General features: G+C 38.9%; 24 protein-coding genes and 1 rRNA gene. 10 read left to right on the top strand and 15 right to left on the bottom strand.

Annotated elements, in window-relative coordinates:
* Window positions 1-67: 67 nt before the first annotated feature.
* Complete coding sequence (locus JGE69_RS17135; RefSeq protein ID WP_002121258.1) at window positions 68-466, bottom strand: MAPEG family protein; 399 nt, start codon at window positions 464-466, stop codon at window positions 68-70.
* Window positions 467-572: 106 nt separating this feature from the next.
* On the opposite strand from JGE69_RS17135, the gene JGE69_RS17130 reads away from it, so the two are divergent.
* A complete protein-coding gene (locus tag JGE69_RS17130) occupies window positions 573-965 on the top strand; it encodes a hypothetical protein (protein ID WP_068564771.1) in 393 nt (130 codons plus the stop codon).
* 40 nt (window positions 966-1,005) lie between these two features.
* Here JGE69_RS17130 and JGE69_RS17125 read toward each other — a convergent pair whose 3' ends face one another.
* The 6 genes from JGE69_RS17125 to JGE69_RS17100 form a co-directional block, all read right to left on the bottom strand.
* The gene (locus tag JGE69_RS17125) at window positions 1,006-2,685 is read right to left on the bottom strand and encodes a long-chain-fatty-acid--CoA ligase (RefSeq protein ID WP_002121274.1); all 1,680 of its coding nucleotides are present in this window, start codon (window positions 2,683-2,685) and stop codon (window positions 1,006-1,008) included.
* A 297-nt stretch (window positions 2,686-2,982) separates the two neighbouring features.
* Complete coding sequence (gene parC / locus JGE69_RS17120) at window positions 2,983-5,202, bottom strand: DNA topoisomerase IV subunit A (RefSeq protein ID WP_057077476.1); 2,220 nt, start codon at window positions 5,200-5,202, stop codon at window positions 2,983-2,985.
* Window positions 5,203-5,353: 151 nt separating this feature from the next.
* The gene (locus JGE69_RS17115) at window positions 5,354-6,673 is read right to left on the bottom strand and encodes an MFS transporter (RefSeq protein WP_069122034.1); all 1,320 of its coding nucleotides are present in this window, start codon (window positions 6,671-6,673) and stop codon (window positions 5,354-5,356) included.
* 82 nt (window positions 6,674-6,755) lie between these two features.
* Entirely contained in the window at window positions 6,756-7,400 is a 645-nt protein-coding gene (locus tag JGE69_RS17110) for a trimeric intracellular cation channel family protein (protein ID WP_002121256.1), read from the bottom strand.
* Window positions 7,401-7,445: 45 nt separating this feature from the next.
* On the bottom strand, window positions 7,446-7,913 hold the full coding sequence (locus JGE69_RS17105) for a YchJ family protein (protein WP_199114183.1): 468 nt from the start codon (window positions 7,911-7,913) through the stop codon (window positions 7,446-7,448).
* A gap of 73 nt (window positions 7,914-7,986) precedes the next feature.
* A complete protein-coding gene (locus tag JGE69_RS17100) occupies window positions 7,987-9,576 on the bottom strand; it encodes a TerC family protein (RefSeq protein ID WP_199114184.1) in 1,590 nt (529 codons plus the stop codon).
* Window positions 9,577-9,902: 326 nt separating this feature from the next.
* Between JGE69_RS17100 and JGE69_RS17095 the strand changes: the two genes are divergently transcribed.
* The 4 genes from JGE69_RS17095 (at window position 9,903) to dinB (ending at window position 13,980) form a co-directional block, all read left to right on the top strand.
* Window positions 9,903-10,526, top strand: coding sequence for a TIGR00730 family Rossman fold protein (locus JGE69_RS17095; protein ID WP_199114186.1), 624 nt, complete (start codon window positions 9,903-9,905; stop codon window positions 10,524-10,526).
* Between the two features lie 170 nt (window positions 10,527-10,696).
* Entirely contained in the window at window positions 10,697-12,088 is a 1,392-nt protein-coding gene (gene mdtD / locus JGE69_RS17090; RefSeq protein WP_199114188.1) for a multidrug transporter subunit MdtD, read from the top strand.
* A 76-nt stretch (window positions 12,089-12,164) separates the two neighbouring features.
* Complete coding sequence (locus JGE69_RS17085) at window positions 12,165-12,923, top strand: GH25 family lysozyme (protein ID WP_199114190.1); 759 nt, start codon at window positions 12,165-12,167, stop codon at window positions 12,921-12,923.
* Between the two features lies 1 nt (window position 12,924).
* Window positions 12,925-13,980, top strand: coding sequence for a DNA polymerase IV (gene dinB, locus JGE69_RS17080; protein WP_002121640.1), 1,056 nt, complete (start codon window positions 12,925-12,927; stop codon window positions 13,978-13,980).
* Window positions 13,981-13,984: 4 nt separating this feature from the next.
* Here the strand turns inward: dinB and JGE69_RS17075 are convergent, their stop codons facing one another.
* Both JGE69_RS17075 and JGE69_RS17070 read right to left on the bottom strand, forming a co-directional pair.
* A complete protein-coding gene (locus JGE69_RS17075) occupies window positions 13,985-14,101 on the bottom strand; it encodes a hypothetical protein (RefSeq protein ID WP_002121660.1) in 117 nt (38 codons plus the stop codon).
* A 106-nt stretch (window positions 14,102-14,207) separates the two neighbouring features.
* Window positions 14,208-15,026 (bottom strand): hypothetical protein, encoded by an 819-nt coding sequence (locus tag JGE69_RS17070; protein WP_227602455.1) that lies wholly within the window; start codon window positions 15,024-15,026, stop codon window positions 14,208-14,210.
* 155 nt (window positions 15,027-15,181) lie between these two features.
* Here JGE69_RS17070 and JGE69_RS17065 point away from each other — a divergent pair, with 155 nt between their 5' ends.
* A complete protein-coding gene (locus JGE69_RS17065; protein WP_057085108.1) occupies window positions 15,182-15,535 on the top strand; it encodes a RidA family protein in 354 nt (117 codons plus the stop codon).
* A 147-nt stretch (window positions 15,536-15,682) separates the two neighbouring features.
* Here JGE69_RS17065 and JGE69_RS17060 read toward each other — a convergent pair whose 3' ends face one another.
* From JGE69_RS17060 to JGE69_RS17045, 4 genes are all read right to left on the bottom strand, one after another.
* Window positions 15,683-16,183 carry a DUF2726 domain-containing protein gene (locus tag JGE69_RS17060; RefSeq protein WP_057085106.1) on the bottom strand — a complete coding sequence of 167 codons (501 nt, stop codon included), beginning with the start codon at window positions 16,181-16,183 and terminating at the stop codon, window positions 15,683-15,685.
* A 314-nt stretch (window positions 16,184-16,497) separates the two neighbouring features.
* The gene (locus tag JGE69_RS17055; RefSeq protein WP_017385842.1) at window positions 16,498-18,876 is read right to left on the bottom strand and encodes a YgiQ family radical SAM protein; all 2,379 of its coding nucleotides are present in this window, start codon (window positions 18,874-18,876) and stop codon (window positions 16,498-16,500) included.
* A 213-nt stretch (window positions 18,877-19,089) separates the two neighbouring features.
* Complete coding sequence (locus JGE69_RS17050; RefSeq protein WP_199114193.1) at window positions 19,090-20,349, bottom strand: esterase-like activity of phytase family protein; 1,260 nt, start codon at window positions 20,347-20,349, stop codon at window positions 19,090-19,092.
* Between the two features lie 147 nt (window positions 20,350-20,496).
* Window positions 20,497-20,901, bottom strand: a complete 405-nt coding sequence (locus JGE69_RS17045; RefSeq protein WP_057070637.1) for a helix-turn-helix domain-containing protein — start codon at window positions 20,899-20,901, stop codon at window positions 20,497-20,499.
* Window positions 20,902-20,982: 81 nt separating this feature from the next.
* On the opposite strand from JGE69_RS17045, the gene JGE69_RS17040 reads away from it, so the two are divergent.
* The 4 genes from JGE69_RS17040 (at window position 20,983) to JGE69_RS17025 (ending at window position 23,180) form a co-directional block, all read left to right on the top strand.
* Window positions 20,983-21,468, top strand: coding sequence for a DUF2938 domain-containing protein (locus JGE69_RS17040; protein ID WP_199114194.1), 486 nt, complete (start codon window positions 20,983-20,985; stop codon window positions 21,466-21,468).
* Window positions 21,469-21,486: 18 nt separating this feature from the next.
* On the top strand, window positions 21,487-22,053 hold the full coding sequence (locus tag JGE69_RS17035; RefSeq protein WP_199114195.1) for a flavodoxin family protein: 567 nt from the start codon (window positions 21,487-21,489) through the stop codon (window positions 22,051-22,053).
* Between the two features lie 4 nt (window positions 22,054-22,057).
* Complete coding sequence (locus JGE69_RS17030) at window positions 22,058-22,291, top strand: DUF2798 domain-containing protein (protein WP_199114196.1); 234 nt, start codon at window positions 22,058-22,060, stop codon at window positions 22,289-22,291.
* Between the two features lie 280 nt (window positions 22,292-22,571).
* Window positions 22,572-23,180, top strand: a complete 609-nt coding sequence (locus tag JGE69_RS17025) for a lytic transglycosylase domain-containing protein (RefSeq protein WP_014208138.1) — start codon at window positions 22,572-22,574, stop codon at window positions 23,178-23,180.
* 55 nt (window positions 23,181-23,235) lie between these two features.
* Here JGE69_RS17025 and cysK read toward each other — a convergent pair whose 3' ends face one another.
* Together cysK and rrf are read right to left on the bottom strand one after the other, a co-directional pair.
* Window positions 23,236-24,234 (bottom strand): cysteine synthase A, encoded by a 999-nt coding sequence (cysK, locus tag JGE69_RS17020; RefSeq protein ID WP_199114197.1) that lies wholly within the window; start codon window positions 24,232-24,234, stop codon window positions 23,236-23,238.
* 123 nt (window positions 24,235-24,357) lie between these two features.
* Window positions 24,358-24,465 (bottom strand): 5S ribosomal RNA (gene rrf, locus JGE69_RS17015); the annotation flags it as partial.

The following is a 24,465-nucleotide window of genomic DNA, read 5'->3' as shown; positions in this document are numbered from 1 at the left end:
ATCAAAATGATGCCGATTATACAATGGGCACACGCGAAAGTTGATATGAATGATGACAGAATGACACTCAAGTCAGTTTTATCGTGACCACAAGTAAAAAGATTGGACACAATATCGATAAGAACCAAACAATCGAGCGTAAAGTTGCCCAGTTACTTAAATAGCAAATGCCATAAATAACTCTTAAAATAATATATGCCCAACCTAATCTCAGAATGAAATATTCCGGAACAACCATATATTCAGCCATTAAAATAGCAGTTAAGAATAAAGGTAGGCTTTCAAAGCTATTTTGTTGTACGGCATTAGCGCGAGCAGCAAGGCCTGTTGTTTTAGCCAAAAAAGCTCTCGGGTTTTGATTATCAACGGGCTGAAAACCACCTGTAAATTTTGCAATTACGGTAAATGCGTATGGCAGCAAACATGCCACTAAAATAATATAGATAATGCCGCTGATGCCCTGCATAGTGCCATCCATCACTGAAAATACTGTTGATCATGCTATCATAACATTGCGTTTTTACCTGAAATTTTATGCAATCACTTGTCATCACTGATTAATAGGGCTATGTATGCAACAACCTGATCAAAAAGAATTGTTTGAAGTCTTAGAGAAGCAAAAACAAAATCAACTTCAGGTAGACCGTATATTAAAAATCGTACTTCCTATTGTCGCTTTTTTATTGAGTGTGATTTGTGCAAATCTAAATTGGCAATCGACATTAGGCACCTTTGTTATTTTAACAATTACTTTTATTGCAGTCGGTATTAAACGACTTCCTTTATGGCATTGGTTAATTGTGATTACCCTATATTGCCTAGTAGATAATTATTTAAGTTATGGTCAGCTCGATTTAACTCATCTGCGTTTACAATTGGGCACAATGCTAGTTTTTGTTGGGATGGTGGGAATTGGTCGTCCTTACATAGACCGCTGGTTTATGAAGAGCCACAACAAAATGTAAAAACAAAAAAAGCGCCCTAAGGCGCTTTTTTATTAACTTTTTAGGCTGGCTTACGTAAGTCTTTACGTAAGATTTTGCCTACGTTTGATTTAGGTAATTCATCCATAAACTCAACATAACGAGGGCGTTTATAACCTGTTAAGTTTTCTTTAGCAAAGTTCAAAATTTCTTCGGTCGTTAAGCTTTGGTCTTTTTTCACGATAAAGAGTTTTGGCACTTCACCTGATTTTTCATCAGGAACACCAATTGCTGCAACTTCCAATACTTTTGGATGTTTAGCAATAACTTCTTCGATTTCGCTTGGATAAACGTTAAAGCCAGAAACTAAAATCATATCTTTTTTACGGTCTACAATTTTAGTATATCCACGGCTATCCATAACACCGATATCACCCGTACGGAAGAAACCGTCTGCAGTCATGACTTTCGCAGTCTCATCAGGACGCTTCCAATAGCCTTTCATGACTTGAGGACCACGAATCGAGATTTCACCTTGCTCACCTAAGGCAACTTCTTTACCGTCATCATCTAAAATAGCAACTTCTGTTAAAGGTAATGGAATACCAATTGTGCCGCTAAATTCAGTAGATGCAGGAGGGTTTGCAGTCGCTACCGGAGAAGTCTCAGACAAACCATAACCTTCAATAATGGTTGTACCAGTAATCTTCTTCCACGCTTCTGCTGTAGAAGGTAGAACTGCCATACCACCGCCCATCGCCATTTTTAAATTGCTATGGTCAAGTTGTTTAAATTCTTCATTGTTTACTAAAGCATTAAATAATGTATTTACTGCTGGGAAGAATGATGGCTGATATTTACGTAATTCATTAATTACCGCTGGTAAATCACGTGGGTTCGGAATCAAGATATTTGCCTGACCTTTATACATACCGTACATCGCGCAAACCATGAACGCAAAAATATGATAAAGCGGTAATGCGCAAACAATACGGTCGCCTTTAGCACCATCATTTGCACCAAATTTACTTTGGAAGATACCATCACACTGTAAAAGGTTGGCAACCAAATTAAGATGTGTTAATTCCGCACCTTTTGAAACACCTGTAGTACCACCCGTATATTGAAGCACGGCAGTATCACTTAAAGTTAAATTTGGACGCTTATAATTACTCGGACTTACTTTATTTAATGCTGTATTAAATTTAACGTACCCTGGAATATTCCAAGCAGGAATTTGCTTACGTACTTTACGTAATACAAAATTTACTAATGTACCTTTAAGCGTACCAAGCATATCTCCTACTGTCGCAACTACAACATGCTTCACAGGAGTTTTACCTAAAATGCTTTGGTAAACACTGGCAAAGTTTTCGATAATCACGAGTACTTCTGAACCCGAGTCATTTAATTGATGCTCAAGCTCACGCGCAGTATAAAGTGGGTTTACATTCACTAATACTAAGCCTGCACGTAACACAGCTAATGCAACTACAGGATATTGCAATACGTTTGGCATCATCACTGCCACACGAGTTCCCTTTGCTAACCCCAAATTTTGCAAATAGGTCGCGAACTTACGGCTTGCAAGTTCCAACTCGTTAAATGACATCGCTTTATCCATAAAGATAAAGGCATCACGAGAACCAAATTTTTGGAAATTACTCTCAAAAATATCAACAAGAGAGGTATTTTCCGCAGGCAATGCTACTGTTTCTGGAATCCCTGTTTTTTGGTATTCTGCAAACCAAATCTTTTCCATAATGCCATTATCTCCGATTCGTAATCCTTAGTAATAACTGTTATTCAATGCCCCAGCTATTCTTTAGCTTCTTGGTGCCAGAACATATTTAAAACTTATTGGCACATTCATGACACTTTCGAACAAGATTATGAGACAGAAGTTTTGACAATTTGACCCTGTCAAATTTTTTACATGGAGTACAAATTGCGTACTCCAAATTGCTGTCCTTTTAATCGTTATCCAATACCAATAAGTTCAGTTCATTGCTTGAACTTATTGCCATATATAGCGTATTTATGTTGCCCGACGCTAGCTTTATCTCTGAATCAACAGTTTATTTGCTTTTTGATATCCACGTGGTAAGAGGTGACCTTTTGAAGCTCGTTTACCCATGTATTTCTGTAGATCATCACCTTTTAATTTTAGATGTTGTTGACCTGCAACCACCTGAATTATTTCATCTAAGTTCAGGGTTGTCATGGATAAAATATGCTCTTTCGCTTCAAGTTGTATCAACTTATTACCTTTACCCTTATTTAAATTTGGCAGTTCTAATAAATCAATAATCAGGAGTCGACCTGCTGAGCTGAGTACAGCCAAATGTGTCATGTTTTGGGCAGATATTAACGGTAGCGCTTTTGACTTTTCAGGTACCGACAAGAAGCTTTTTCCTGCCTTGGCATTGGTATCTAACTGTTTGACTTGAGTTTTAAAACCATAACCTGATGAGCTAGCAGCAATAAGTTCTGACTCCTCATCATCTAAATAGACCTGAATAAACGCGACTCCACTTGCAGGAGCAAGCTTCGAACTTAATGGCTCACCTAAGCCTCTTGCTGATGGCAGATTGCTAATAGGCAAGGCATAACTACGCCCTGTCTCATCAAGGAAATAAATTCGTTGATTGGTTTTGCCCACCGCATGACTTAAATATTGGTCACCAGCACGATAGTTTAAATTCTCTGCATCAACATCCGCCCCTTTTGCAGCACGAATCCATCCCGCTTCAGATAAAACTACCGTTACTGCTTCAGCCGGCATTAAATCTTGTTCTCTAATTTGAACAGCTTCAGCACGTGCGACAATTGGAGAACGGCGTTCGTCACCAAACTTTTTCGCGTCTTCTTTTAATTCGCCAATAATCAGGTTCTTTAAAGATTCTGGGTTTTCTAATTGTTCACGAATAATCGCTGCTTTTGCTGAGAGCTCATCCTGTTCTTGACGGATTTCCATCTCTTCAAGTTTTGCTAAATGACGTAACTTGAGTTCTAAAATTGCTTCTGCCTGTATCTCATCAATTTTGAAATGGTCCATCAATACAGGTTTAGGCTGATCTTCTTCACGAATAATACGAATAACTGTATCAATATCGAGATAAGCAATTAAAAGGCCTGCCAAAATATGTAGGCGTTTTTCAATTCGGTTTAAATGATATTCCAAACGGCGAGTAACCGTTTTTTTACGGATCTCAATCCACTCAAGCAAGATACGTCGAATCGACTTAACCTGAGGACGACCGTCCTCACCAATCATGTTTAAATTAACACGGTAGCTTGATTCTAAATCGGTAGTCGCAAATAAGTGGCTCATCACCGCTTCAGCATCAATACGGTTAGAACGCAGTACAATCACGAGTCGTGTTGGATTTTCATGATCCGACTCATCGCGCACATCCACCACTAATGGTAGCTTCTTAGCCTGCATTTGATCGGCAATTTGAGTGATCACCTTAGAACCCGATACCTGATACGGCAATTCGGTAATCACGATTTCATTTTTTTCGATGGTATAAACCGCTCGCATGCGGTAACTACCACGTCCAGTCGTCTGGATTTTGAGTAATTCTTCGGGCGGCGTAATAATTTCAGCTTTGGTTGGTAAATCTGGCGCTGGAATATATTCAGCCAATTTCTCGTCTGATGTTTGCGGATTACGAATTAAAGCAATTGTCCCTTTAATTACTTCACGCAAATTATGTGGCGGAATATCGGTCGCCATACCAACCGCAATACCGGTTGTACCGTTAAGCAGAATATTAGGAACTCGTGCTGGCAACGTAATCGGTTCTTTTAATGAACCGTCAAAGTTATCTTGCCATTCACTCGTGCCTTGTCCTAACTCACTTAGTAATAACTCACTGTAGGCAGAAAGTTTTGCCTCGGTATAACGCATCGCAGCAAACGATTTAGGGTCATCTGGTGAACCCCAGTTCCCTTGACCTTCAATTAAAGGATAGCGATAACTAAATGGCTGAGCCATCAAAACCATGGCTTCATAACATGCCGAGTCGCCATGTGGATGGTATTTACCGAGTACGTCACCCACAGTACGGGCCGATTTTTTTGGCTTACCACTGCTTTTTAAGCCCAACTCGCTCATGGCATAGACAATACGGCGCTGTACAGGTTTTAAGCCATCACTGATATGTGGCAATGCACGGTCCATGATGACGTACATGGCATAATTCAGGTAAGCCTGTTCAGTAAATTCGGCTACAGAGCGGTTTTCTGTCGCTTGATGCGCAAGGCTGGTCATAGTCAGCTTATCTTCCAAATCAGTCGTTATTTTAAGTGAGTCTTATGCTAAGTGGGCTATGTTACAGACACAAGAGGGACTCTGTCACCTGAGCGTCAAATTATGTCTCATCTCTCTGTATTTTTAGTTACTTGCTATAAAGTTAGGCAAACTAGAGACCTATCGACTCCAGTCTTTTACCTTGGGTTTCTTCACCTAATATTAAAATTACAGCTGCAACCAAAACTAAAACAATAGTAAACATCATAAAAACATGGCTAAACCCATTTTTGGAAACCATCATATGAGTGACGACTATCGGCGCCAAAATTCCACCTAAACGGCCCATTGCCGATGCCCAGCCCGAACCAAAAGCCCGAATGTTGGCTGGATATTGCTCTGGTGTATAGGTATATAACACTCCCCATGCACCTAAATTAAAGAAGGACATGAGACAACCCCAAAACATAATGCTATTTACACTATCGGCTTGTCCAAAGAAATATGCAGACAAGGCACAAAAACCGATAAATGCAGCGAGTGTAATTTTTCTACCCAATCGCTCTACAAACCATGCTGCTGCTAAGTAGCCTGGTAGCTGCGCCAAAATCATAAGCAAAACATATTCAAAAGATTTAACGATGTCATAGCCCTGTTTCACTAATAAACTTGGCAGCCACGTAAAGATACCGTAGTAGGAATACACAATTCCAAACCAGATGAGCCAAAGCATTAAGCTTCTGCGAGCAAATTGACCACTCCAAAGTTGTTTAAAAGAGACTTTTTGTCGCATGGCTACAGGCACGACTTCAATGTGGTGAACAATTTGAACGCCTGCTTGAGCTTCTAATTTTTGAACCAATGCATGTGCTTCTTCAACACGTCCACGGTTAATCAGGTAAGGTATGGATTCAGGGAGTTTTTTCCAAATTACTAAAATATAAATCAGTGGGAGGCCACCCATAAGAAATGCAATGTGCCAACCAAATTTAGGAATAATAAAATAAGAAATGAGTGCAGCAACTAACCAGCCCAAACCCCAAAAACTTTCGAGTAGGACGATAAAACGACCACGTACATGGGCAGGTATATATTCACTCACCAATGTCACTGCAACGGGTAACTGTCCACCAAGCCCAAGACCAACAATAAAACGGAAAATTAATAACCACTTCAAATCTGGAGCAAAAGCACATAAGGCAGTCGCAATACTATAGATGGCCATGGTAACTGCAAATATTGTCTTACGGCCAAAGCGATCTGCTAAAGCTCCTGAGCAAACAGCTCCAATAGCCATTCCTACAAAACCAATACTCACAATCCAACCGCTTTCGGCTGGTGTTAATGCCCAGTCTTTAACAAGCGTTGTCATGATAAAAGCAATGATACCGGTGTCCATCGCATCAAACATCCAACCTAAACCAACCACCCACAGTAATGTGTAGTGAAATTTGCCAATTGGAAGATTTTGTATACGTGAAACCAGATCCATAGGAAAAACTCTACTGGAAAAAATAAGTGAGCAAGACAATATATTTAATTGTTATATCATGCTCACATCGAATTCTGCATGATTAATGTTCATCGGTTGAAGAAGCCGATTCTGCATCATCATCTTTATAAATAAATTTAGGCATTTCTAAGCCAAAATAGATTGCAATCAGACGTAAGGTAAAGCCAAAAATTAAAGTTGAAATAACGGTTAACTCTAGGCTTAATCCTAAATCCTGACAAACCCAGTAACAGATGACTGCCACAAAAGAGATACTCGCATAGAGTTCACGGCGGAAAACGAATGGAACATCGTTACATAAAATATCACGTAAAATACCACCAGATACTCCAGTCAACACTCCAGCTACTGCCGAGACGACAAAACCATGTCCCATTTGTAAGGCAATCTGGCAACCAATGATCGTAAAACCAATCAAGCCTAAAGCATCGAGCACCAAAAAGATGTTATGTAAATGACGCATCCATTTGGCAATAATAATCGTGACAAATGCAGCACAGCAGGTCAGAACCAAATATTCAGGATGTTTTACCCAAGTTAAAGGATAGTGACCAAGCAATACATCTCGCACCGAACCACCACCTAAAGCAGTCACACAGGCAATCAGTACGACACCGAACCAGTCCATACTCCGTCGACCAGCAGACAATGCGCCTGTCATAGCTTCCGCAGTAATCGCAATAATATAAATAACGGTGAGTAACATCGCCCTTTCCCTCAGGCCAAACAGTGGGCGTATTTTAAGATAAAGTTATAGGTATTGTGCACAGCATTGCTTAAATTTTTTTCTAGAACCGCATATACAAGGTTGTTTCATGGTGACCTGCATATCGACCGTTGGGTCAAGGAAAAACCATTTTTGCTGATGATAAACAAAATGTGAAACCTCGTGGTGAATTTGGGCTTTTTGCCCATCATGATAATGAGCCTTGAACTCAACCTGTGCATGGGTTTTATCTAATTTTTCGTTGGCGTTAACCACCTCTAAACCCAACCATTGATTTTGTTTGCTCCACTCTGAGATAGCATCTTTATCAAGTGTTGTTTGCTGACCTAAAGCAGTCGTTTGCACAATATAATCAATTTGCTGTAATGCGAAAGCGCTATAACGTGAACGCATAAGCTGCTCTGCCGTTAGTGCTTTGGCTGTGCCTAAATGTAAAGGCTCACAACATTGTGTATAGCTGCCTTTTCCACATGGACAAGTTTGTTGGATCATTTGGTATTTCTCAAATAAAAAAAATAGCTCAGAGTTGAGCTATTTTATGATGTTTCTAGACTTAAAACGTCATTTAATCTTTTGATTCATCTTGTTCGATAGAAACAATATGAACTTTCTCAATTTTATGACCTTCCATCGTAATCACTTCAAATCGATAACCGTCCGCCTCAACAGCTTCACCATTTTCTGGTAAACGGCCTAAATGGAATAACAAGTAACCCGATAAAGTTGAATACTGCTCACTTTCGTCAACGAGATCACGACCTAATAAAAGTGATACATGGCGAATATCAGTTGAGCCTTCAAGCATTAATGAACCATCTGCCAAGCTTTCAGCAGCAGCGTCTAACTCATCTTCATCTGGGAATTCACCAGCAATTGCTTCTAAAATATCAATTGGTGTTGCAATACCTTCGATTGAACCATATTCATTTAATACGATCGCCATTTGTAAAGGTGCTTGTCGTAACTGCTCCATTACCATAAGTACTTGAGCATTTTCATGCACAATCACAGGTTCACGTAGATGCTTTTGGAAATCAATTACACCTGTTTCAATAAAGTTGTTTAAAACTTTATGCGTAAGCGCAATGCCCTCAATATTATCAAGTTCACCGCGTGCAACGATCAAACGAGAGTGTGTCATCGTCATTAAACGTTCTTTTAAAACTTCAGGCTCATCATCTAAGTCAATCCACTCAAGTTCAGGGCGTGGAGTCATAACAGATTTTACAGGACGCTCTGATAAACCAAGCACACCTTGTACAAGCACACTGTGATAAGCGCCATTTTCTTCGTCAAAAACTTCATCAGCAAAAGCTTGCGTCGCTAATACATCTTCTTTATCAGAAGATTGATTGTCTGCAGAACCAGTGCTTTTGCTCCCTAACATACGCAAAACCGCAGAGGCAGTGCGATAACGCAAGTCTGTGGTGGTAACCATTTTTTCCTGATTGCGGCGCATACTCTGGTTGATAATTTCCACCAAAACCGAGAAGCCAATTGCAGCATATAAGTAGCCCTTCGGAATATGGAAACCAAAGCCTTCCACCACCAAAGAGAAACCGATCATCATCAAGAAGCCAAGACACAGAATGACAACTGTTGGATGTTTATTGACGAAGTCCATGAGTGGTTTTGATGCCCACAACATGATTCCGACCGCAATAACAACCGCAACCATCATCACTGACAGCTCTTTCACCATACCAACAGCTGTAATCACACTGTCTAATGAGAATACGGCATCCAGTACAACAATCTGGACAATAACCATCCAGAACGCTGCATGAACAGGATTATCTTCTTTATGGAGTTGTTTTCCTTCCATTCGTTCATGCAATTCCATGGTGCCTTTAAATAATAAGAACACACCACCGAACAACAAGATCAAATCACGACCAGAAAATGGATGATCAAAAATATGGAAGAGTGGCTCAGTCAGTGTCACGACCCAAGCAATTGAGGCTAAGAGTACAAGACGCATTCCTAACGCGAGCACCAAACCGATTATACGGGCTTTAGCTCGTTGCTCTGGCGGTAATTTCTCAGCCAAAATCGCAATAAAAACGAGGTTATCGATCCCCAATACAATTTCAAGAACGATTAAAGTTGCTAAACCCACCCACGCAGAGGGATCAGACATCCATTCAAAGATCATCGATCCTGCTCCTGTGTTGTTTGAATTTTATCTTTATTTGGCAACACAACAGGCGCGCCTTCACAAAGTGAGGAAAATGTTTTTTTAAGACAAGAAATTAAAACGGAGCGACTACAACCACTACCCATATTTGTTCATATGTTGTTAAACGAATTTTTAGTATAGGCAAGATTTAACATAAATTCATCATTTTTATTTGTTCATGATTAGCATTCACCAAACCCATACAAAACATGACTCTTTCTTATAAATCTGCTTATAAAGTTGTCATATCTTTTGCTTAGTGTAGACAAGAAATATGAACGTGATAAGGTGAAAATAAAGCAATGAATAGCGTATTAACAATGGCAGTAAATGATTCACCAATAACAGCTGTAAAAACAAAACAACCTCTTATTGCATTATATTGTGGTTCACGTGCAGGAAATAATCCAATTTACCGAGAAAAAGCAATTGAACTTGCTCATGGAATTGCTGACCAAGGTTTTGGTTTAGTCTACGGCGGTGCCAGTATCGGCTTAATGGGACAAGTCGCAGATAGCGTTCTCGCAAACGGCGGAGAGGCTGTCGGTGTAATCCCTGAATTTATGCTTGATTATGAAGTCGCACATGCAGGTCTAACTGAATTACATGTGGTCGAAACTATGCACGAACGTAAAGCCATGATGGCAGAACGCGCGAGTGCATTCATTGCATTACCAGGTGGTTTAGGGACATTTGAAGAAATATTGGAAATTGCTACTTGGGGCCAACTCAACCAACACCAAAAGCCCATGATTTTATATAACGTAAATGGTTTTTATAATGCATTAATTGCCCAATTGGACCATGCAGTTCAAGAAGGTTTCCTTCCCCTTCAGCACCGAGCTAAATTAATTGTCTGTGATGATGTTGGCCAAATTTATAACGTCATTAAAAACTTAAAAATGCCAAAAAGATTTGTTGTCTAGTTGTCCACCTACTCTATTTAAAAAGCGGTTCTGCCGCTTTTTTTATTTTAACTATTTTCACCTCTGCCTTCAAAAGAACTTAGATTTAGTAAAGGGGTATTCAACATTGGCTTACTTCTTTTAAATTCAATTTGTTTTACACTAGACCAAAACGTTAATTTTCAAATGTTATGAATGCCACGCCGACACACCAAGCTTTGCAACCCGAATATCGCTTACTGGTTCTTTTGGTTTCTATTGGCTTTTTTATGCAGGCCTTGGACACAACCATTGTAAATACCGCGATTCCTGCAATGGCTCATCATCTCAATGAAGATCCTTTACGCATGCACAGCGTAGTGGTGGCCTATGTATTATCGGTTGCCGCTTGTATTCCTTTAAGTGGATGGTTAGCAGACCGCTTTGGTGTCAGAAATATTTTTTTGTCGGCAATCGTAATTTTTACTCTGGCTTCTTTAGGATGTGGACTTTCTCAGAGTCTCAATCAGCTGTTATTTTTCCGAGTCATCCAAGGCATAGGCGGCGCCTTATTACTCCCTGTTGGCCGGCTATCACTTTTAAAAATTATTCCTCGAACTCAGTTCTTAGCTGCGATGAGCTTAATGAGCCTTGCGGGTTTACTCGGGCCGTTGGCGGGGCCAACTTTGGGCGGATGGTTAGTTGAAGTTGCAACTTGGCATTGGATTTTCCTGATTAATATTCCTATGGGTATACTTGGCATATTAATGACACTAAAAGTCATGCCAAATGTAAAAGAACCCTCAGTCAAAACATTTGATTTGGGTGGATTCATCTTATTAGTCGTGGCTATGATTGGATGGTCTTTAGGGATCGAACACTTAGCCTCACCTGAATATTCAAAATGGTTTAGTATTTCGCTATTAGTCGTCGGAATAATCGCAACACTATGGTATGCCTACCATTCACATACTCATCAAAATGCATTATTCCGCAGCCGACTCTTTAGAAACAAAATTTATGCGATTGGTATTTTAGGTAATTTCTTTGCTCGCTTTGGTGGGAATGCCTTACCTTTTGTTTTACCACTCATGCTACAAGTTGCTTTTGGTTTTGAACCCTTTATTGCAGGTTTAATGATGATTCCCTTGGTCTTGGGCTCATTATTTTCAAAGCCAATTGTCAGACCTATTATTCAAAAAATTGGCTACCGACGTTTTTTACTCATTAACACAACATTAGTTGGGCTATGTATTGCCTCTTTTGCAATCATGACCGTCGATACTCCAACTTGGTTTAGAGCCTTGCACTTTTTCTTGTTTGGAACATTAAATTCACTGCAATTTGTTGGCATGAATACATTAACCTTGAAAGACTTGCCTCAACAAGATGCGAGTAGCGGTAATAGTTTCTTGTCGATGATCATGATGCTATCAATGAGTATTGGTGTTGCACTGGCAGGTACCCTCATTAATATTTTTACTCATTATTATGGTGCAGACCACGTGACAACAGCGTTTCATGTCACTCTCATTTGTCTCGGTTGTATCAATGTCATTACTGCTTTTATTTTCTGGCAAATTCCAAAGGATACGCCTGTATAAGCAGTTGCATTTTTAGCATGGTTTCTCGCTCGCGAATCACGCTATGATGTCGACTTCAAATTTTAACGAGTTTTGAATGAGCAAACTGGCTAAAACTTTTTTCACATCACGGCACAATACCCTAATCGGAATTGGCTTAGCTTGTGTTATGGGAGTCTTAGCTTATTTTGGTCTGTTCTATCAACAAAAAGCTGTTGCACAGGATTATCCGGTGCAAGGGTTCGATGTTTCTCATCATCAAGGAGATATTAACTGGAAAAAAATATCACCGGAAAAATTTCAATTCGTCTATTTAAAAGCGACTGAAGGCGGCGATTACAAAGATTCAAAATTTCAGGAAAACTGGCTCAAGGCACGTGAACATGGGTTTCATGTAGGCGCGTATCACTTTTATCGTCTATGCCGTGATGGTAAAACGCAAGCTGATAACTTTATTGCGACTGTACCCAACAAAGCCGATGCCCTTCCTCCTGTTATCGATCTAGAATATGACGGTAACTGTATTAATGCGCACACCAAAGAACAATTACTTAAAGAAATAGGCATCATGCATGACCGCTTAAAACAGCACTATGGCAAACAGCCTATCTTTTATATTTCCAAAACTTTTTACCATATTGTATTAATAGGAAGTTTCCCTAATACACCACTTTGGGTCAGAGATTACGAAGGAAAACCTGAGCTGAAAGACAAAAGAAAATGGCTCTTTTGGCAGCATAGTAATCAGGGTAAAATTGAAGGAATCACAAAGTCTGTAGATCTCAATGTTTATGAGGGTTCAGTCAAAGAGTGGCATCAATTTTTACAGCAGCAAGGCATCGTGAAAGCACAATAATATGCGCAAAATCATTCATATCGATATGGATGCCTTTTATGCATCGGTCGAATTGCGAGAGCGTCCTGATCTAAAGCATCTTCCTGTCGTTATATCTTCGCATCATCCGCGAGCTGTGATTGCTGCTGCCTCCTATCCTGCCCGTGAATTTGGTTTGCGTTCTGCCATGTCGATGAGTCAGGCAAGAAAACTATGTCCTCAAGTTGTCATTATTGAACCAAATTTTGAAAAATACCGTACGGTTTCCGCTCAAATTCACTCAATCTTTCAGCAATATACGCTACTTATTGAACCTTTATCTTTAGATGAAGCTTATTTAGATGTCACTGAAAACCTAAAACAGATTGCGAGTGCAACTGAAGTTGCCATGCATATTCGGGAAGATATTTTTAGATTAACCGGATTGACCGCATCAGCTGGTGTGGCACCAAATAAGTTTTTGGCAAAAATTGCTTCGGATTGGAACAAACCTAATGGCTTATGTGTAATCAAACCTTCGCAAGTTGCTACTTTTATTCAAGACCTTCCGCTTAAAAAGATTCCAGGCGTGGGTAAAGTCACTCAGGAAAAATTACAACAGCTTCAGCTACATACGTTAGGTGATTTACAGAAAATTGAAGAAGCTGTTTTGGTTCACCACTTCGGTAAATATGGACAACAACTCTATCTATATGCTCAGGGCATTGACCATAGACCTGTTCAAGCTGAAAGAGCTCGCCAACAAATTTCGAAAGAGACAACTTTTGACAGTGATTTTACTTTGGCTCAATGTCAGCCCTATTGGCAGGGATTAGCCGAAAAAGTGTGGCAAACACTAGAGAAAAAACAGCTTAATGCACGTGGTGTGAATATCAAACTTAAACTTAAGAATTTTCAGACTTTACAACATAGTAAAAGCTTTAAAAGACCGATCCAGTCGCTACAGGACTTAATCCAAGTTTTATTTTTATTGTTAAATGAAATGCAGATTCCCGAACATTTCCAGTTTCGCTTGATTGGTATAGGCGTTTATCAATTACAAACGCAAGCTGATGACTTCCAGCTTAACCTCTGGTAATTGACTACTTTTCACTCAAAAGAGCAACTTTTAAACAAAATAGACTCCCTTTTACTGAAACTTTAGAGTAACCTAATCCACGCATATTCATTACCCATGTATTTGCAACATGCCAAAGCAACCTTTACTTTAGGCATATCGTCCTGTGATTGGCGTGACGACCAAATCCGAATATTGCAGGGCACAAATGTGCCCTTTTATTATAATTTATTCTTTAATAAAAACATTTATATATTACAGTCCTGTTTGGTCATTTTAATTTTAGTTAATGGTACATTATCTTTATATAAATACTTTAAATTAAGTTGCGCTCCTTTATTTAATAATTCTTTCATTTTTATATTATTGCAAACACCTTTAACAATTTCAGGAACACCATTAACTTCCATTGCTTGTACCCATTCTGCGGGCATATCCACAGACGTTATATGAATCAGACGATAATTCAACGTTAATTCTTTCCCTTGGGCCTCAACATGCTCTAAATTTGTTTCTCGATCTACTTGCATAGGCAAGTTTTTATTGATTATCTTGGCCCCAAAAGTTAACTGTAGCGGCAAATCATCCTTAATACTTTCTTTACACAAATTCTGAGGGACACTTGTAGAATATTCCTCTGTAATATATAACTGTTTATCCACCCCACGAGAAACCACCATATAGTAATCACGATCTGTAAAACAGTTCTTAGTGCTATATCTCGTCGCTGAAATCTTTGCAGAGTTTTGACTTCTCGTCACTTTCACATCACTATAGTTAGATGTATATCCTAGCTTTTGAAGCATTTCTTGATTTTCTAAAAATAGTTCTTTTAGTTTTTTCCCAGACATACTCATGCTTTGTTCAATACCATCCGGTGTGATTTGTTTTTGATGAAGTTTGGCATTGTCTGCATAGAGTTCCATTCCTTTCGGATCACTCTCATTCGATAACTGTTTATATTTTTCAAAGAACAATATATATTCTTGATCAGGATTTATAGCATGCGTTATTGTTGTCATTCCCAATAATCCTCCCAATATAATAATCTCTATTTTTTTTTGCATGATCATGTCCAATATATTATTTTATTCAATGCAGATATTAGCAATTTATAATAAATCTTGTCATTAATTATAGCCACCAATATCAACTAAAAAAATTCCACTGCTTAATTCAATCAAGTACAATTCTAAGCATCTTTTTTTATTGGTTCATCATCATGACGATTCAACGCCTGCACGTTACTTCACGCTACTGCGAAGTTGCGATTTCAGGTAATTTGGTACACCTAGCGGGGCAACTCGCCGATGATACAAGCGCAGATATCACAGGGCAGACTCAACAAACTTTAGATAATATTGACCGTCTATTGGCAGAAGCTGGAACAGATAAAACCCATATCCTTTCTGTCATGATTTTCTTAAAAGATATTGAAAAAGATTATGCAGCTATGAATGCGGTTTGGGATGCATGGATTAGCGAAGGGAACCCACCAGCACGTACATGTGTAGAATCAAAACTCTATGCACCAGATGTACTTGTAGAAATGACGGTTGTTGCGGTACTTCCATAATTTTTATAATTATAAATCCATGTAAAATTGAGCAATATCTTGGGTGATATTGCTCAATTTTTTAGTAATTTTAAAATTTTGAATTTCAGCATTTTATTAAGATATTCTTAAATGAGCTCTCAGATTAGTTGCGCTAATGTCGAATTTTTAAGGCTTCACAAAAGCATTTGACATTCTTTCTAGCTGGGGTGTCGCATGCAAAGTTGCTAACTCTGATTCAGAACTCAATAAGTCTCTTCTTAAGTCATGATAATCAGGCACACTACTATAATGAAGCACACGATAGCCAGCCAATTGTAATAGGCGACGCTCATATTGTTGATGCGCTCGGCGTAACCCATTTTCCCCTAGAACAACAACTACAACTACCTGATAATTTTGATCAAGCACAACAAAATCAGCTGACATATTTTGATATTTACGACGTGTATGCGCGTATTTCGTAGTTAAAAGTGCATCAAAAGATACATGCGCTAATACGGTAAATTTGGGCAAAACAGTTTGTAGTCTGGTTAAGGTCATTTGCTCATGACTAGTTAACACTGCACGGCGCTTTAAAGCACTATCATGTTGATGCCTTCGTGACAGACTTTTCACTGCCATAACAACAACCAGAAATAATAATAAGATCGTGATTAAATAATACATGGGCCTAATCCTTTAAGTTTTTTATAATGATTTTGCTAGATCACACTTTGTTTTAATTGATAACGACACAGCCGTTTTTTAAAAGGTTCACTTAGTAATTTCACTTGTAGTTATCAAGCTTGGCTTAAATTTAGCCACCCTCACATTATTTATAATCATAGAATCAATAACAATCAAGTGCAGCTCGTCAGATTTTGGCTATTTATCATTATTCGTTACGTTTTTTGTACTTTAAATCCTCAAAAATCTCATTATACGATTTAAATAGAGTCATAAAAAACAAAACAGGCTCTATTTAAGAGCCTGTTTTATCATTATCCACGAACTTTAGATTTAGGTTTACTTTTCCCGCCAAACGGTCTTTTTTCTCCTGTTTCACGAGGAGGTAAACCATTATGTTGCGTTAGAACCTGTCCTTTTTGTGGGCGCTTCTGATTCGAATGATGATTCGTTTGCTGATTATTTCGTTTAACCGAATCGCCTGCTGTAGACGAATTTTTCTTACGAGCAGACTTATATTCCCCTTCTGTGCCTTTTGGCTGATAAGTCGGAATTAAATGCTGCTTTGAATTACCAATTAAATCTGCGCGCCCCATCTCTTTTAGGGCCTCACGAAGTAATGGCCAGTTGTTTGGATCATGATAACGCAAGAATGCTTTATGCAGACGACGGCGTTTCTCGCCTTTTACAATATCAACTTTTTCAGTATAGCGAGCGACTTTAGCAAGCGGGTTTTTGCCCGAATAATACATGGTTGTTGCAGTTGCCATTGGCGATGGATAGAACGTCTGTACTTGATCGGCACGGAAACCATTCTTTTTCAACCAAATTGCAAGATGCATCATGTCATAATCTGAAGTACCCGGATGTGCTGCAATAAAGTAAGGAATTAAATATTGCTCTTTTCCTGCTTCTTTACTGAAACGGTCAAACATTTGTTTGAAACGATCATACGTACCAATACCCGGTTTCATCATTTTAGATAACGGGCCTTGCTCGGTATGTTCAGGAGCAATTTTTAAATAACCACCTACGTGGTGCTGTACTAGCTCTTTGACATATTCAGGGTTGAGTACAGCAAGGTCATAGCGCAGACCTGACCCAATCAGAATCTTCTTCACACCTTTAATAGCGCGCGCTTTACGATAAAGCTGCACTAATGGCGCGTGATCGGTATGTAAGTTTTGACAAACACCCGGATAAACACAAGAAGGTTTACGACAGTTCTTCTCAATTTCTGGGTCTTTACAGTGCAAACGGTACATGTTTGCTGTTGGGCCACCTAAATCTGAAATAATACCAGTGAAGTTTGGTGCAGTATCACGGATTTTTTCAATCTCACGTAAGATCGAATCTTCCGAACGGTTTTGAATAATACGCCCTTCATGTTCTGTAATTGAACAGAATGTACAGCCGCCAAAACAGCCACGCATAATGTTGACCGAGAATTTGATCATATCAAATGCAGGGAAACGAGCATCACCATAAGTAGGATGTGGCAAACGTGCATAAGGTAAATCAAACACATAATCCATTTCCTCTGTAGTTAGAGGAATTGGAGGCGGGTTAATCCACACATCTCGTTCACCATGGCGTTGCACCAATGCACGAGCATTACCTGGATTAGTTTCAAGGTGCAAAATACGGTTTGCATGTGCGTAAAGCACTTGATCATTTGCCACTTCTTCAAAAGAAGGCAAACGAATAACCGCCAACTCTCGTGGTGGCAATTTGTGTTTAATCGCTTTTGACGGTGCCGGCTTTAATTGAACGATTTGAGTATCGTCATCAAGTTTGTCGCCTTCACGCACAATCGGATTTGCAACAATCTCTTTTTGGAAATTTTGATACTGAGCTAAAGAGTTACCCTTTTCTTTTTCAACCTCACAGCCATCAATATCTTCTGTCATGACATATGGGTTAATAATTGGATCAACACGCCCAACCGTATCTACATCATTACTTGCAACTTCAACAAACTTTGCTTTTGATGCTTTGTTATGTTTATTAATAATAAATGCCGTACCACGAACATCAGTAATCTCGTGGATTTTTTCACCTTTAGCCAAACGATGCATTACATCAATAATGGCACGCTCACCATTACCGTACATGAGCAAATCGGCTTTTGAGTCCATCAAAATCGAACGACGGACTTTATCTGACCAATAATCGTAGTGTGCGATACGGCGTAAACTGCCTTCAATACCACCCAATAACACAGGTACATCAGGGAATGCTTCTCGACAACGTTGGCAATAAACTGTTGCTGCGCGGTCAGGACGTTTATTCGGTTCATTGTTTGGAGAATATGCATCATCCGAACGGATTTTACGATCTGCCGTATAACGGTTAATCATCGAATCCATATTACCTGCGGTTACACCCCAAGCAATCGTTGGCTTACCTAAAACGCGGAAGCTTTCAACATTGGTCCAGTCTGGCTGCGCAATAATTCCGACACGGAAACCTTGTGCCTCAAGCACACGTCCAATCACACCCGATACAAATGATGGGTGGTCAATATAAGCATCACCACAGACTAAAATAAAGTCACACGCATCCCAGCCGAGTTGGTCCATTTCTTCTCGTGACATCGGCAAAAATGGCGCTGGTTCAAAACACGACGCCCAATATTTGTCGTAATCAAACAGCGCTTTGGGCGCAGTCTGCATGGTGTAGGCAGTAGACATGGCTTGCGAATCTCGGCTAGCAAATGGAGGAGAGACATCTAAAGATGAAAGCCGATCATTTTAACATGAATTTCATTCATTTTCCCTGTTTATAAAACATGCGAAAACAACAATATAGAAATTAATTTGATTAAAGTTTATTCAATATTTTATTCTTGTAATAAATACGGCGGACCAAAATCCGCCGCAGTTTGAATTTTTTATTTATAGAACTTAGAACAAAGCTTTTGGCAAACGAATTTGAATAATCTCGTTATCGTCAGCCAGTTTTGCGTTACGTCCTGTTGAACCAGGGAAATTATTATCATTGAAAACAGTAAGTGTCGTACCATTTTCAATAATCACATCTTCAATGGTTTCAAATGGGAAAGCAAAAACCTGTCCCGTACCAATATCACCCTCTCTAGCTGTGCCATACAACATATTCGGGTTAGCAATTTTAATTAAATCGACTAAATCTTCACGGCTAACTAGTTGACCTGATTCATTTAATTTAATACGAATTAATTTTTTATAGCCGCCTAAATTATTCTGGGTGGCATCACGTTCAATAATGATCCCTTCTTTATCATTAAAGAGTTGGAAGTCACCAATATTGGTTGCCTTACTGTCTAACTGGAACCAATAATATTTTCCTGTATACGCTTTTTTCTTCACATCAAATTGAGAAATCAATAATTGTCTTTCCGTTTCTCGAATTGATTTAATTGGCTTTTCTATAAGAGAGTAAAGATACTGCCCATCTGGCGAAATCGCCATTCCTTCAAAACCGCCACTTTGTTGAACTAGAGGTTCTACAAAATTAATTTGTGCTTTATTAAACTGATTTTGTGGTGAACGTAATTCTTGAGTCGGATTTAACGGATTTGGCAGAGCAATCGGTGCATCTAATAACACGCCATCTGCTGAGAAATGGAGTAAATATGGACCAAATTCATCTCCAATCCAGTAGGTCCCGTCACTAGTACGCTGCATCGACTCTGGGTCAAAATCAGCGCCCGTTAATAAACGCTCAGGTGTATTACCATTGATGATATTAAATGGAATTAATTTATTCGGATCACGCAGTTGGATAAAGCTTTGTACAGTAACTTGGCTCGTGCCTTTAGCTTTAGTTTTGAAATCAGGCTTTATTTTATAAATACGAAGTAAAAAGTCTGATGAATTATCTTGAGTGCCAAAACCGTTATCGGCCATTGCCATATAACTGCCATCTTCATTTTTTAATGCAGCAGAAAAGCCTTGTACAGGTTGACCTTTAAATGGAGGATAAATTCCATTTGCACCTTTCACATATGCGCCAGAGTCTGGACCAGCAGCATAAGTTTCTACAGGTAACTTAGCAAAAGAAATTAAGGTTGGTTCGGTAACATTTTCAGTAGGTGAATTTTGTTCTTGGTCGTTATCATCATTACATGCCGCCAATCCTAAACTGGCACAGCATAATAATACCGCTAATGTTTTTTTGCTCATGGTTTTATACAGTTGGTAAAAAATTAAGCAAATTTAATCAAGCTTATATGAAGTTTTTACTTCAAAAAGATGAAATCTTTATGGCGAAAATATGACAAACCCAACTGTGCAATACAAACACAAACTAAATAACTTCATCAAAACGAATTAAAGTTTCGTTGGCTGATATTCTCCAGCAATTGCTGCTTTTAAAAATTTTTGGAAAGTTGGACATTCCATATGATTTTCGGCAGGACATACAGCAGCATGTTCTAATCCTTGGCTGATAAAATGCAATCGTTTTGCCATTTGCTTTAATTGTTGAGCTTTATCTTTTAATTTTTGCCGGTCAAGCTCAGGCTTACCATCTTGCCCAAACATTGTTGCGATTTCATTTAAGGAAAAACCCGCAGCACGACCTAAAGAGATTAATGCCAATTGATCAATGACCTGCTTGCCATATTGTCGACGTAAGCCTTGCCGCCCAATCGACTTAATTAGCCCCTTCTCTTCATAAAAGCGTAGCGTTGCAGTTGTGACTTTTGCCTTTTTAGCAACTTCACCGATATCCATAATAGCCTCTTGACTTCAAGTGAACTTGAACTTGCACAATAAATTTATCACGTTTCATACGTATAAAAGCAAGGTGTAAAAATGAATACCTCTACGTTGTTCTTTCAAGCTTTATGTCTTGGTATTGGTGCAACCGTCGTTATGGATATATGGCTATTAATATTAAAGATGTTCAAAATTCCGACCTTAAATTTTGCCTTCCTCGGCCGCTGGGTTGGTTGGATATTTCAAGGGAAACTCATCCATCAATCTATTGCAAAAAGCCCACAAATTAAGGGTGAATATTTATTGGGTTGGATTGCTCACTATAGTGTTGGGATTATCTTTGCATTGAGTTTTCTTTTCATTATTGGTTCAACTTGGCTTAGCCAACCTCATTTTTATTCAGCACTAATGTTTGGTGTAGTCACCGTCCTCATTCCATTTTTTATTATGCAACCTGCGATGGGTAGTGGCTTTGCTTCATTAAAAACACCCCATCCTTTTTTGAACTGTCTAAAAAGTTTAATGAACCATAGTGTTTTTGGTTGTGGCTTATATCTCACTGCAAAACTATTTCAAATTTAAATAAAAAGGAGACTGCTCATGAAGACTGTTGCCATCATTTACCATAGCCGCCAAGGTCATACGCAATTTATTGCTCAGCAAATTCAAACTGGTATTTTGAGCCATAAAAATATGAAAGCAGATTTACTCAATACTGAAGATATTATCAACAGCCCAGAAATTCTCATCCAATATGACGGCTTAATTTGGGGCTCCCCCACTTATTTAGGTGGTGTATCTTCCAAGTTAAAACAACTCATGGATGCAACTGGTCCATTATGGAAAAAACAAAGTTTTAAAGGAAAATTAGCGGCTGGATTTACCGTTTCATCTCTACCTGCTGGTGATAAACAATCCACACTAATTTCAATTTTTACCTTTTGTATGCAACATGGCATGTTATGGGTAGGTAACCCAATTCTACCAGAACAACATCAAGGTGTTGCCTATACACAAGCAGCTAACCGACTCGGCTCATGGTCAGGTTTAATGGCTCAGGCTGAACATGGCAGTAATGCCGATGGGTTTGAGGAAGGAGATATTAAAACTGCTCAACAATTTGGAGAAAATTTTGCATTAACCTTAAGTGCTTATCAAGGAATATAAGACCATGAAAGCACAGAAACTTTTATTCCTCTTAATTTTATCAGGAATGATGTCTTTTATAATTTCAGGCATTTCAACTTTTAAAGTAGTGGGACTAAATCACCATTTCCTTTCATTGTGGGTATCGGCTTGGATTATTGCATGGATATTGGCTTTTCCAAGTGTATTGATTTGTGCTCCTATTGCCCAGAAATTAGTCGACATCATATTTAAGAAAGTTGAAAAAATACGCCTGTAAGTTAAAACGTACAAAACTTGCGGTGATTTGCGGATATTCAGCTTTAGTATTTTTTCATAGTATATAAACCATAGAGAGACAGGATGTCTCATTGAAGAAGAATAAGAACGCAGGAAGCGGTAGTTGACAGGAGTTAGCTACATAAAGCTGAATACGAAGAAACCTCGACAGGATGTCGGGGTTTTTTCATTTCAATTATACAAAATTCTTACTTTATAGATGTGCTGAGCAACAGAACTTATATTGATCCGATAAGTACGGCTGAATACCATCATTTCATTTGAAATTTGATTATTGGTTTTGTATTTTGCTTACCTCATCTTTAGCTCAAGATCATTTTGAACCATCAGAATTACACCGCCTTAGCCTCAAATTTTTTATTATTGCATTGATGACAATAATGACAGGGTGTACAAGCTTAGGACCTAACAGTGGCTCATTTTCTTGGCGCTCCAATAAACTCTCGTCTGGCTTACAAAAAGCTTATTCTGTTCCAGCGAGTACAGCCAATCGGCTATCTCCAATGATTATTCAAAGTGCTGACCAATATAATGTCCCCCCTCTTTTACTCGCAGCAGTCATCAGGCAAGAGTCTAGTTACAATAGTAATGCTCGCTCTCCTACTGGTGCTGTCGGTTTAACTCAAATTATTCCGAGTTATTGGCAACAAACTTGTGCTGGGAATTTGTATGATGAAACTACTAATATCCAATGTGGGGCTTATATCTTAAATCACTATTATCAGTCAGCTGATAGTTGGTTCAAAGCAACAGCTTATTATAATGTGGGACCGACTGGATATGAGCGAAGCTTCTGGACACGACACAAAGCAAAAAAATATGCTCGATCTGTGAAACGTCATCAGAAAACTTTAAAAAGTGCATTATAAATTCAGATCAAATAAAAAAGCCCATCTATTAATGGGCTTTTTTACATAGTTAATTTTATTCGTCAAATAAACCTTCAAATAAAACAGAAGATAAATAACGTTCTCCGCTATCAGGAAGAATAACAACTATTGTTTTACCAGCATTTTCACGACGTTCTGCAATTTTAGCTGCAGCAGCCAAGGCAGCTCCACTTGAGATACCTACCAAAATACCTTCTTGAGTTGCACAGTTTCTCGCCCATTGAATTGCTTCTTCACTACTCACTGGTAAGACTTCATCAACCAAATCTAAATCAAGATTTTTTGGAATAAAGTTTGCACCAATCCCCTGAATTTTATGAGGTGCAGGCGTAATACTTTCACCATTTTTAGTTTGAGTAATAATTGGAGACTCAGCAGGTTCAACTGCTACTGAGTACAATGGCTTATTTTGGACCTGTTCAAAATAACGAGAAATACCCGTTATCGTACCTCCAGTACCTACGCCAGCAACTAAAATATCAACCTGCCCACCTGTTGCTTGCCAAATTTCTGGGCCAGTTGTGTCCACATGAATTTGTGGATTGGCTGGGTTTTCAAATTGTTGTGGCAAAAAATAAACATCTGGCTGCTCAGTTGCTAATCGTACCGCTTCATCAACCGCACCTTTCATCCCTTTCGCCGGTTCGGTTAGAACTAAATTAGCACCTAAAGCTTTTAATACTTTTCTGCGTTCAAGACTCATGCTGGCTGGCATGGTCAAAGTAATTGGATAACCCTTCGCCGCCGCAACAAAAGCCAATGCAATCCCTGTATTACCACTAGTTGGTTCAACTATATGCATGCCTTCTTTCAACACACCTCTTTTTTCTGCATCTGCAATAAGTGCAGCCCCAATACGGCATTTCACAGAAAAGGCAGGATTACGACTTTCTATTTTCGCTAATACAGTTGCACCAGTTTTAATTAAACGGTTGATACGAACTAAAGGCGTATTACCAATAGCTTCTGCATTATTTGAATAAACTGCGATACCTAAATTATTGGGCGTTGGAAATTGCTGATCGGTAGACATGTTATATCCTTATTAGACTTGATATGAATTTCTTCCATTATAATCATATAAAGAATTGTAGGTATAAATTCCGCGCATAAAAAAACACCCCCATTCGTTGGAATGGGGGTGTTTAGAATAATGAGCTGGCGATGACTTACTCTCACATGGGTAACCCCACACTACCATCAGCGCTAAGAGGTTTCACTTCTGAGTTCGGGAAGGGATCAGGTGGTTCACTCTTGCTATGGT

The organism is Acinetobacter sp. C13, from assembly GCF_016809775.1.
Taxonomy (GTDB): domain Bacteria; phylum Pseudomonadota; class Gammaproteobacteria; order Pseudomonadales; family Moraxellaceae; genus Acinetobacter; species Acinetobacter pittii.
The sequence above is the reverse complement of the archived record's forward strand: the minus strand, read 5'-3'. Positions and strand labels throughout refer to the sequence as shown.

Coding starts and splice junctions, on each gene's coding strand:
- JGE69_RS17135 (WP_002121258.1), bottom strand. CDS start 466: ATGCAGGGCATCAGCGGCATTATCTATATTATTTTAGTGGCATGTTTG.
- JGE69_RS17130 (WP_068564771.1), top strand. CDS start 573: ATGCAACAACCTGATCAAAAAGAATTGTTTGAAGTCTTAGAGAAGCAA.
- JGE69_RS17125 (WP_002121274.1), bottom strand. CDS start 2,685: ATGGAAAAGATTTGGTTTGCAGAATACCAAAAAACAGGGATTCCAGAA.
- parC (WP_057077476.1), bottom strand. CDS start 5,202: ATGACCAGCCTTGCGCATCAAGCGACAGAAAACCGCTCTGTAGCCGAA.
- JGE69_RS17115 (WP_069122034.1), bottom strand. CDS start 6,673: ATGGATCTGGTTTCACGTATACAAAATCTTCCAATTGGCAAATTTCAC.
- JGE69_RS17110 (WP_002121256.1), bottom strand. CDS start 7,400: ATGTTACTCACCGTTATTTATATTATTGCGATTACTGCGGAAGCTATG.
- JGE69_RS17105 (WP_199114183.1), bottom strand. CDS start 7,913: ATGATCCAACAAACTTGTCCATGTGGAAAAGGCAGCTATACACAATGT.
- JGE69_RS17100 (WP_199114184.1), bottom strand. CDS start 9,576: ATGATCTTTGAATGGATGTCTGATCCCTCTGCGTGGGTGGGTTTAGCA.
- JGE69_RS17095 (WP_199114186.1), top strand. CDS start 9,903: ATGAATAGCGTATTAACAATGGCAGTAAATGATTCACCAATAACAGCT.
- mdtD (WP_199114188.1), top strand. CDS start 10,697: ATGAATGCCACGCCGACACACCAAGCTTTGCAACCCGAATATCGCTTA.
- JGE69_RS17085 (WP_199114190.1), top strand. CDS start 12,165: ATGAGCAAACTGGCTAAAACTTTTTTCACATCACGGCACAATACCCTA.
- dinB (WP_002121640.1), top strand. CDS start 12,925: ATGCGCAAAATCATTCATATCGATATGGATGCCTTTTATGCATCGGTC.
- JGE69_RS17070 (WP_227602455.1), bottom strand. CDS start 15,026: ATGCAAAAAAAAATAGAGATTATTATATTGGGAGGATTATTGGGAATG.
- JGE69_RS17065 (WP_057085108.1), top strand. CDS start 15,182: ATGACGATTCAACGCCTGCACGTTACTTCACGCTACTGCGAAGTTGCG.
- JGE69_RS17060 (WP_057085106.1), bottom strand. CDS start 16,183: ATGTATTATTTAATCACGATCTTATTATTATTTCTGGTTGTTGTTATG.
- JGE69_RS17055 (WP_017385842.1), bottom strand. CDS start 18,876: ATGTCTACTGCCTACACCATGCAGACTGCGCCCAAAGCGCTGTTTGAT.
- JGE69_RS17050 (WP_199114193.1), bottom strand. CDS start 20,349: ATGAGCAAAAAAACATTAGCGGTATTATTATGCTGTGCCAGTTTAGGA.
- JGE69_RS17045 (WP_057070637.1), bottom strand. CDS start 20,901: ATGGATATCGGTGAAGTTGCTAAAAAGGCAAAAGTCACAACTGCAACG.
- JGE69_RS17040 (WP_199114194.1), top strand. CDS start 20,983: ATGAATACCTCTACGTTGTTCTTTCAAGCTTTATGTCTTGGTATTGGT.
- JGE69_RS17035 (WP_199114195.1), top strand. CDS start 21,487: ATGAAGACTGTTGCCATCATTTACCATAGCCGCCAAGGTCATACGCAA.
- JGE69_RS17030 (WP_199114196.1), top strand. CDS start 22,058: ATGAAAGCACAGAAACTTTTATTCCTCTTAATTTTATCAGGAATGATG.
- cysK (WP_199114197.1), bottom strand. CDS start 24,234: ATGTCTACCGATCAGCAATTTCCAACGCCCAATAATTTAGGTATCGCA.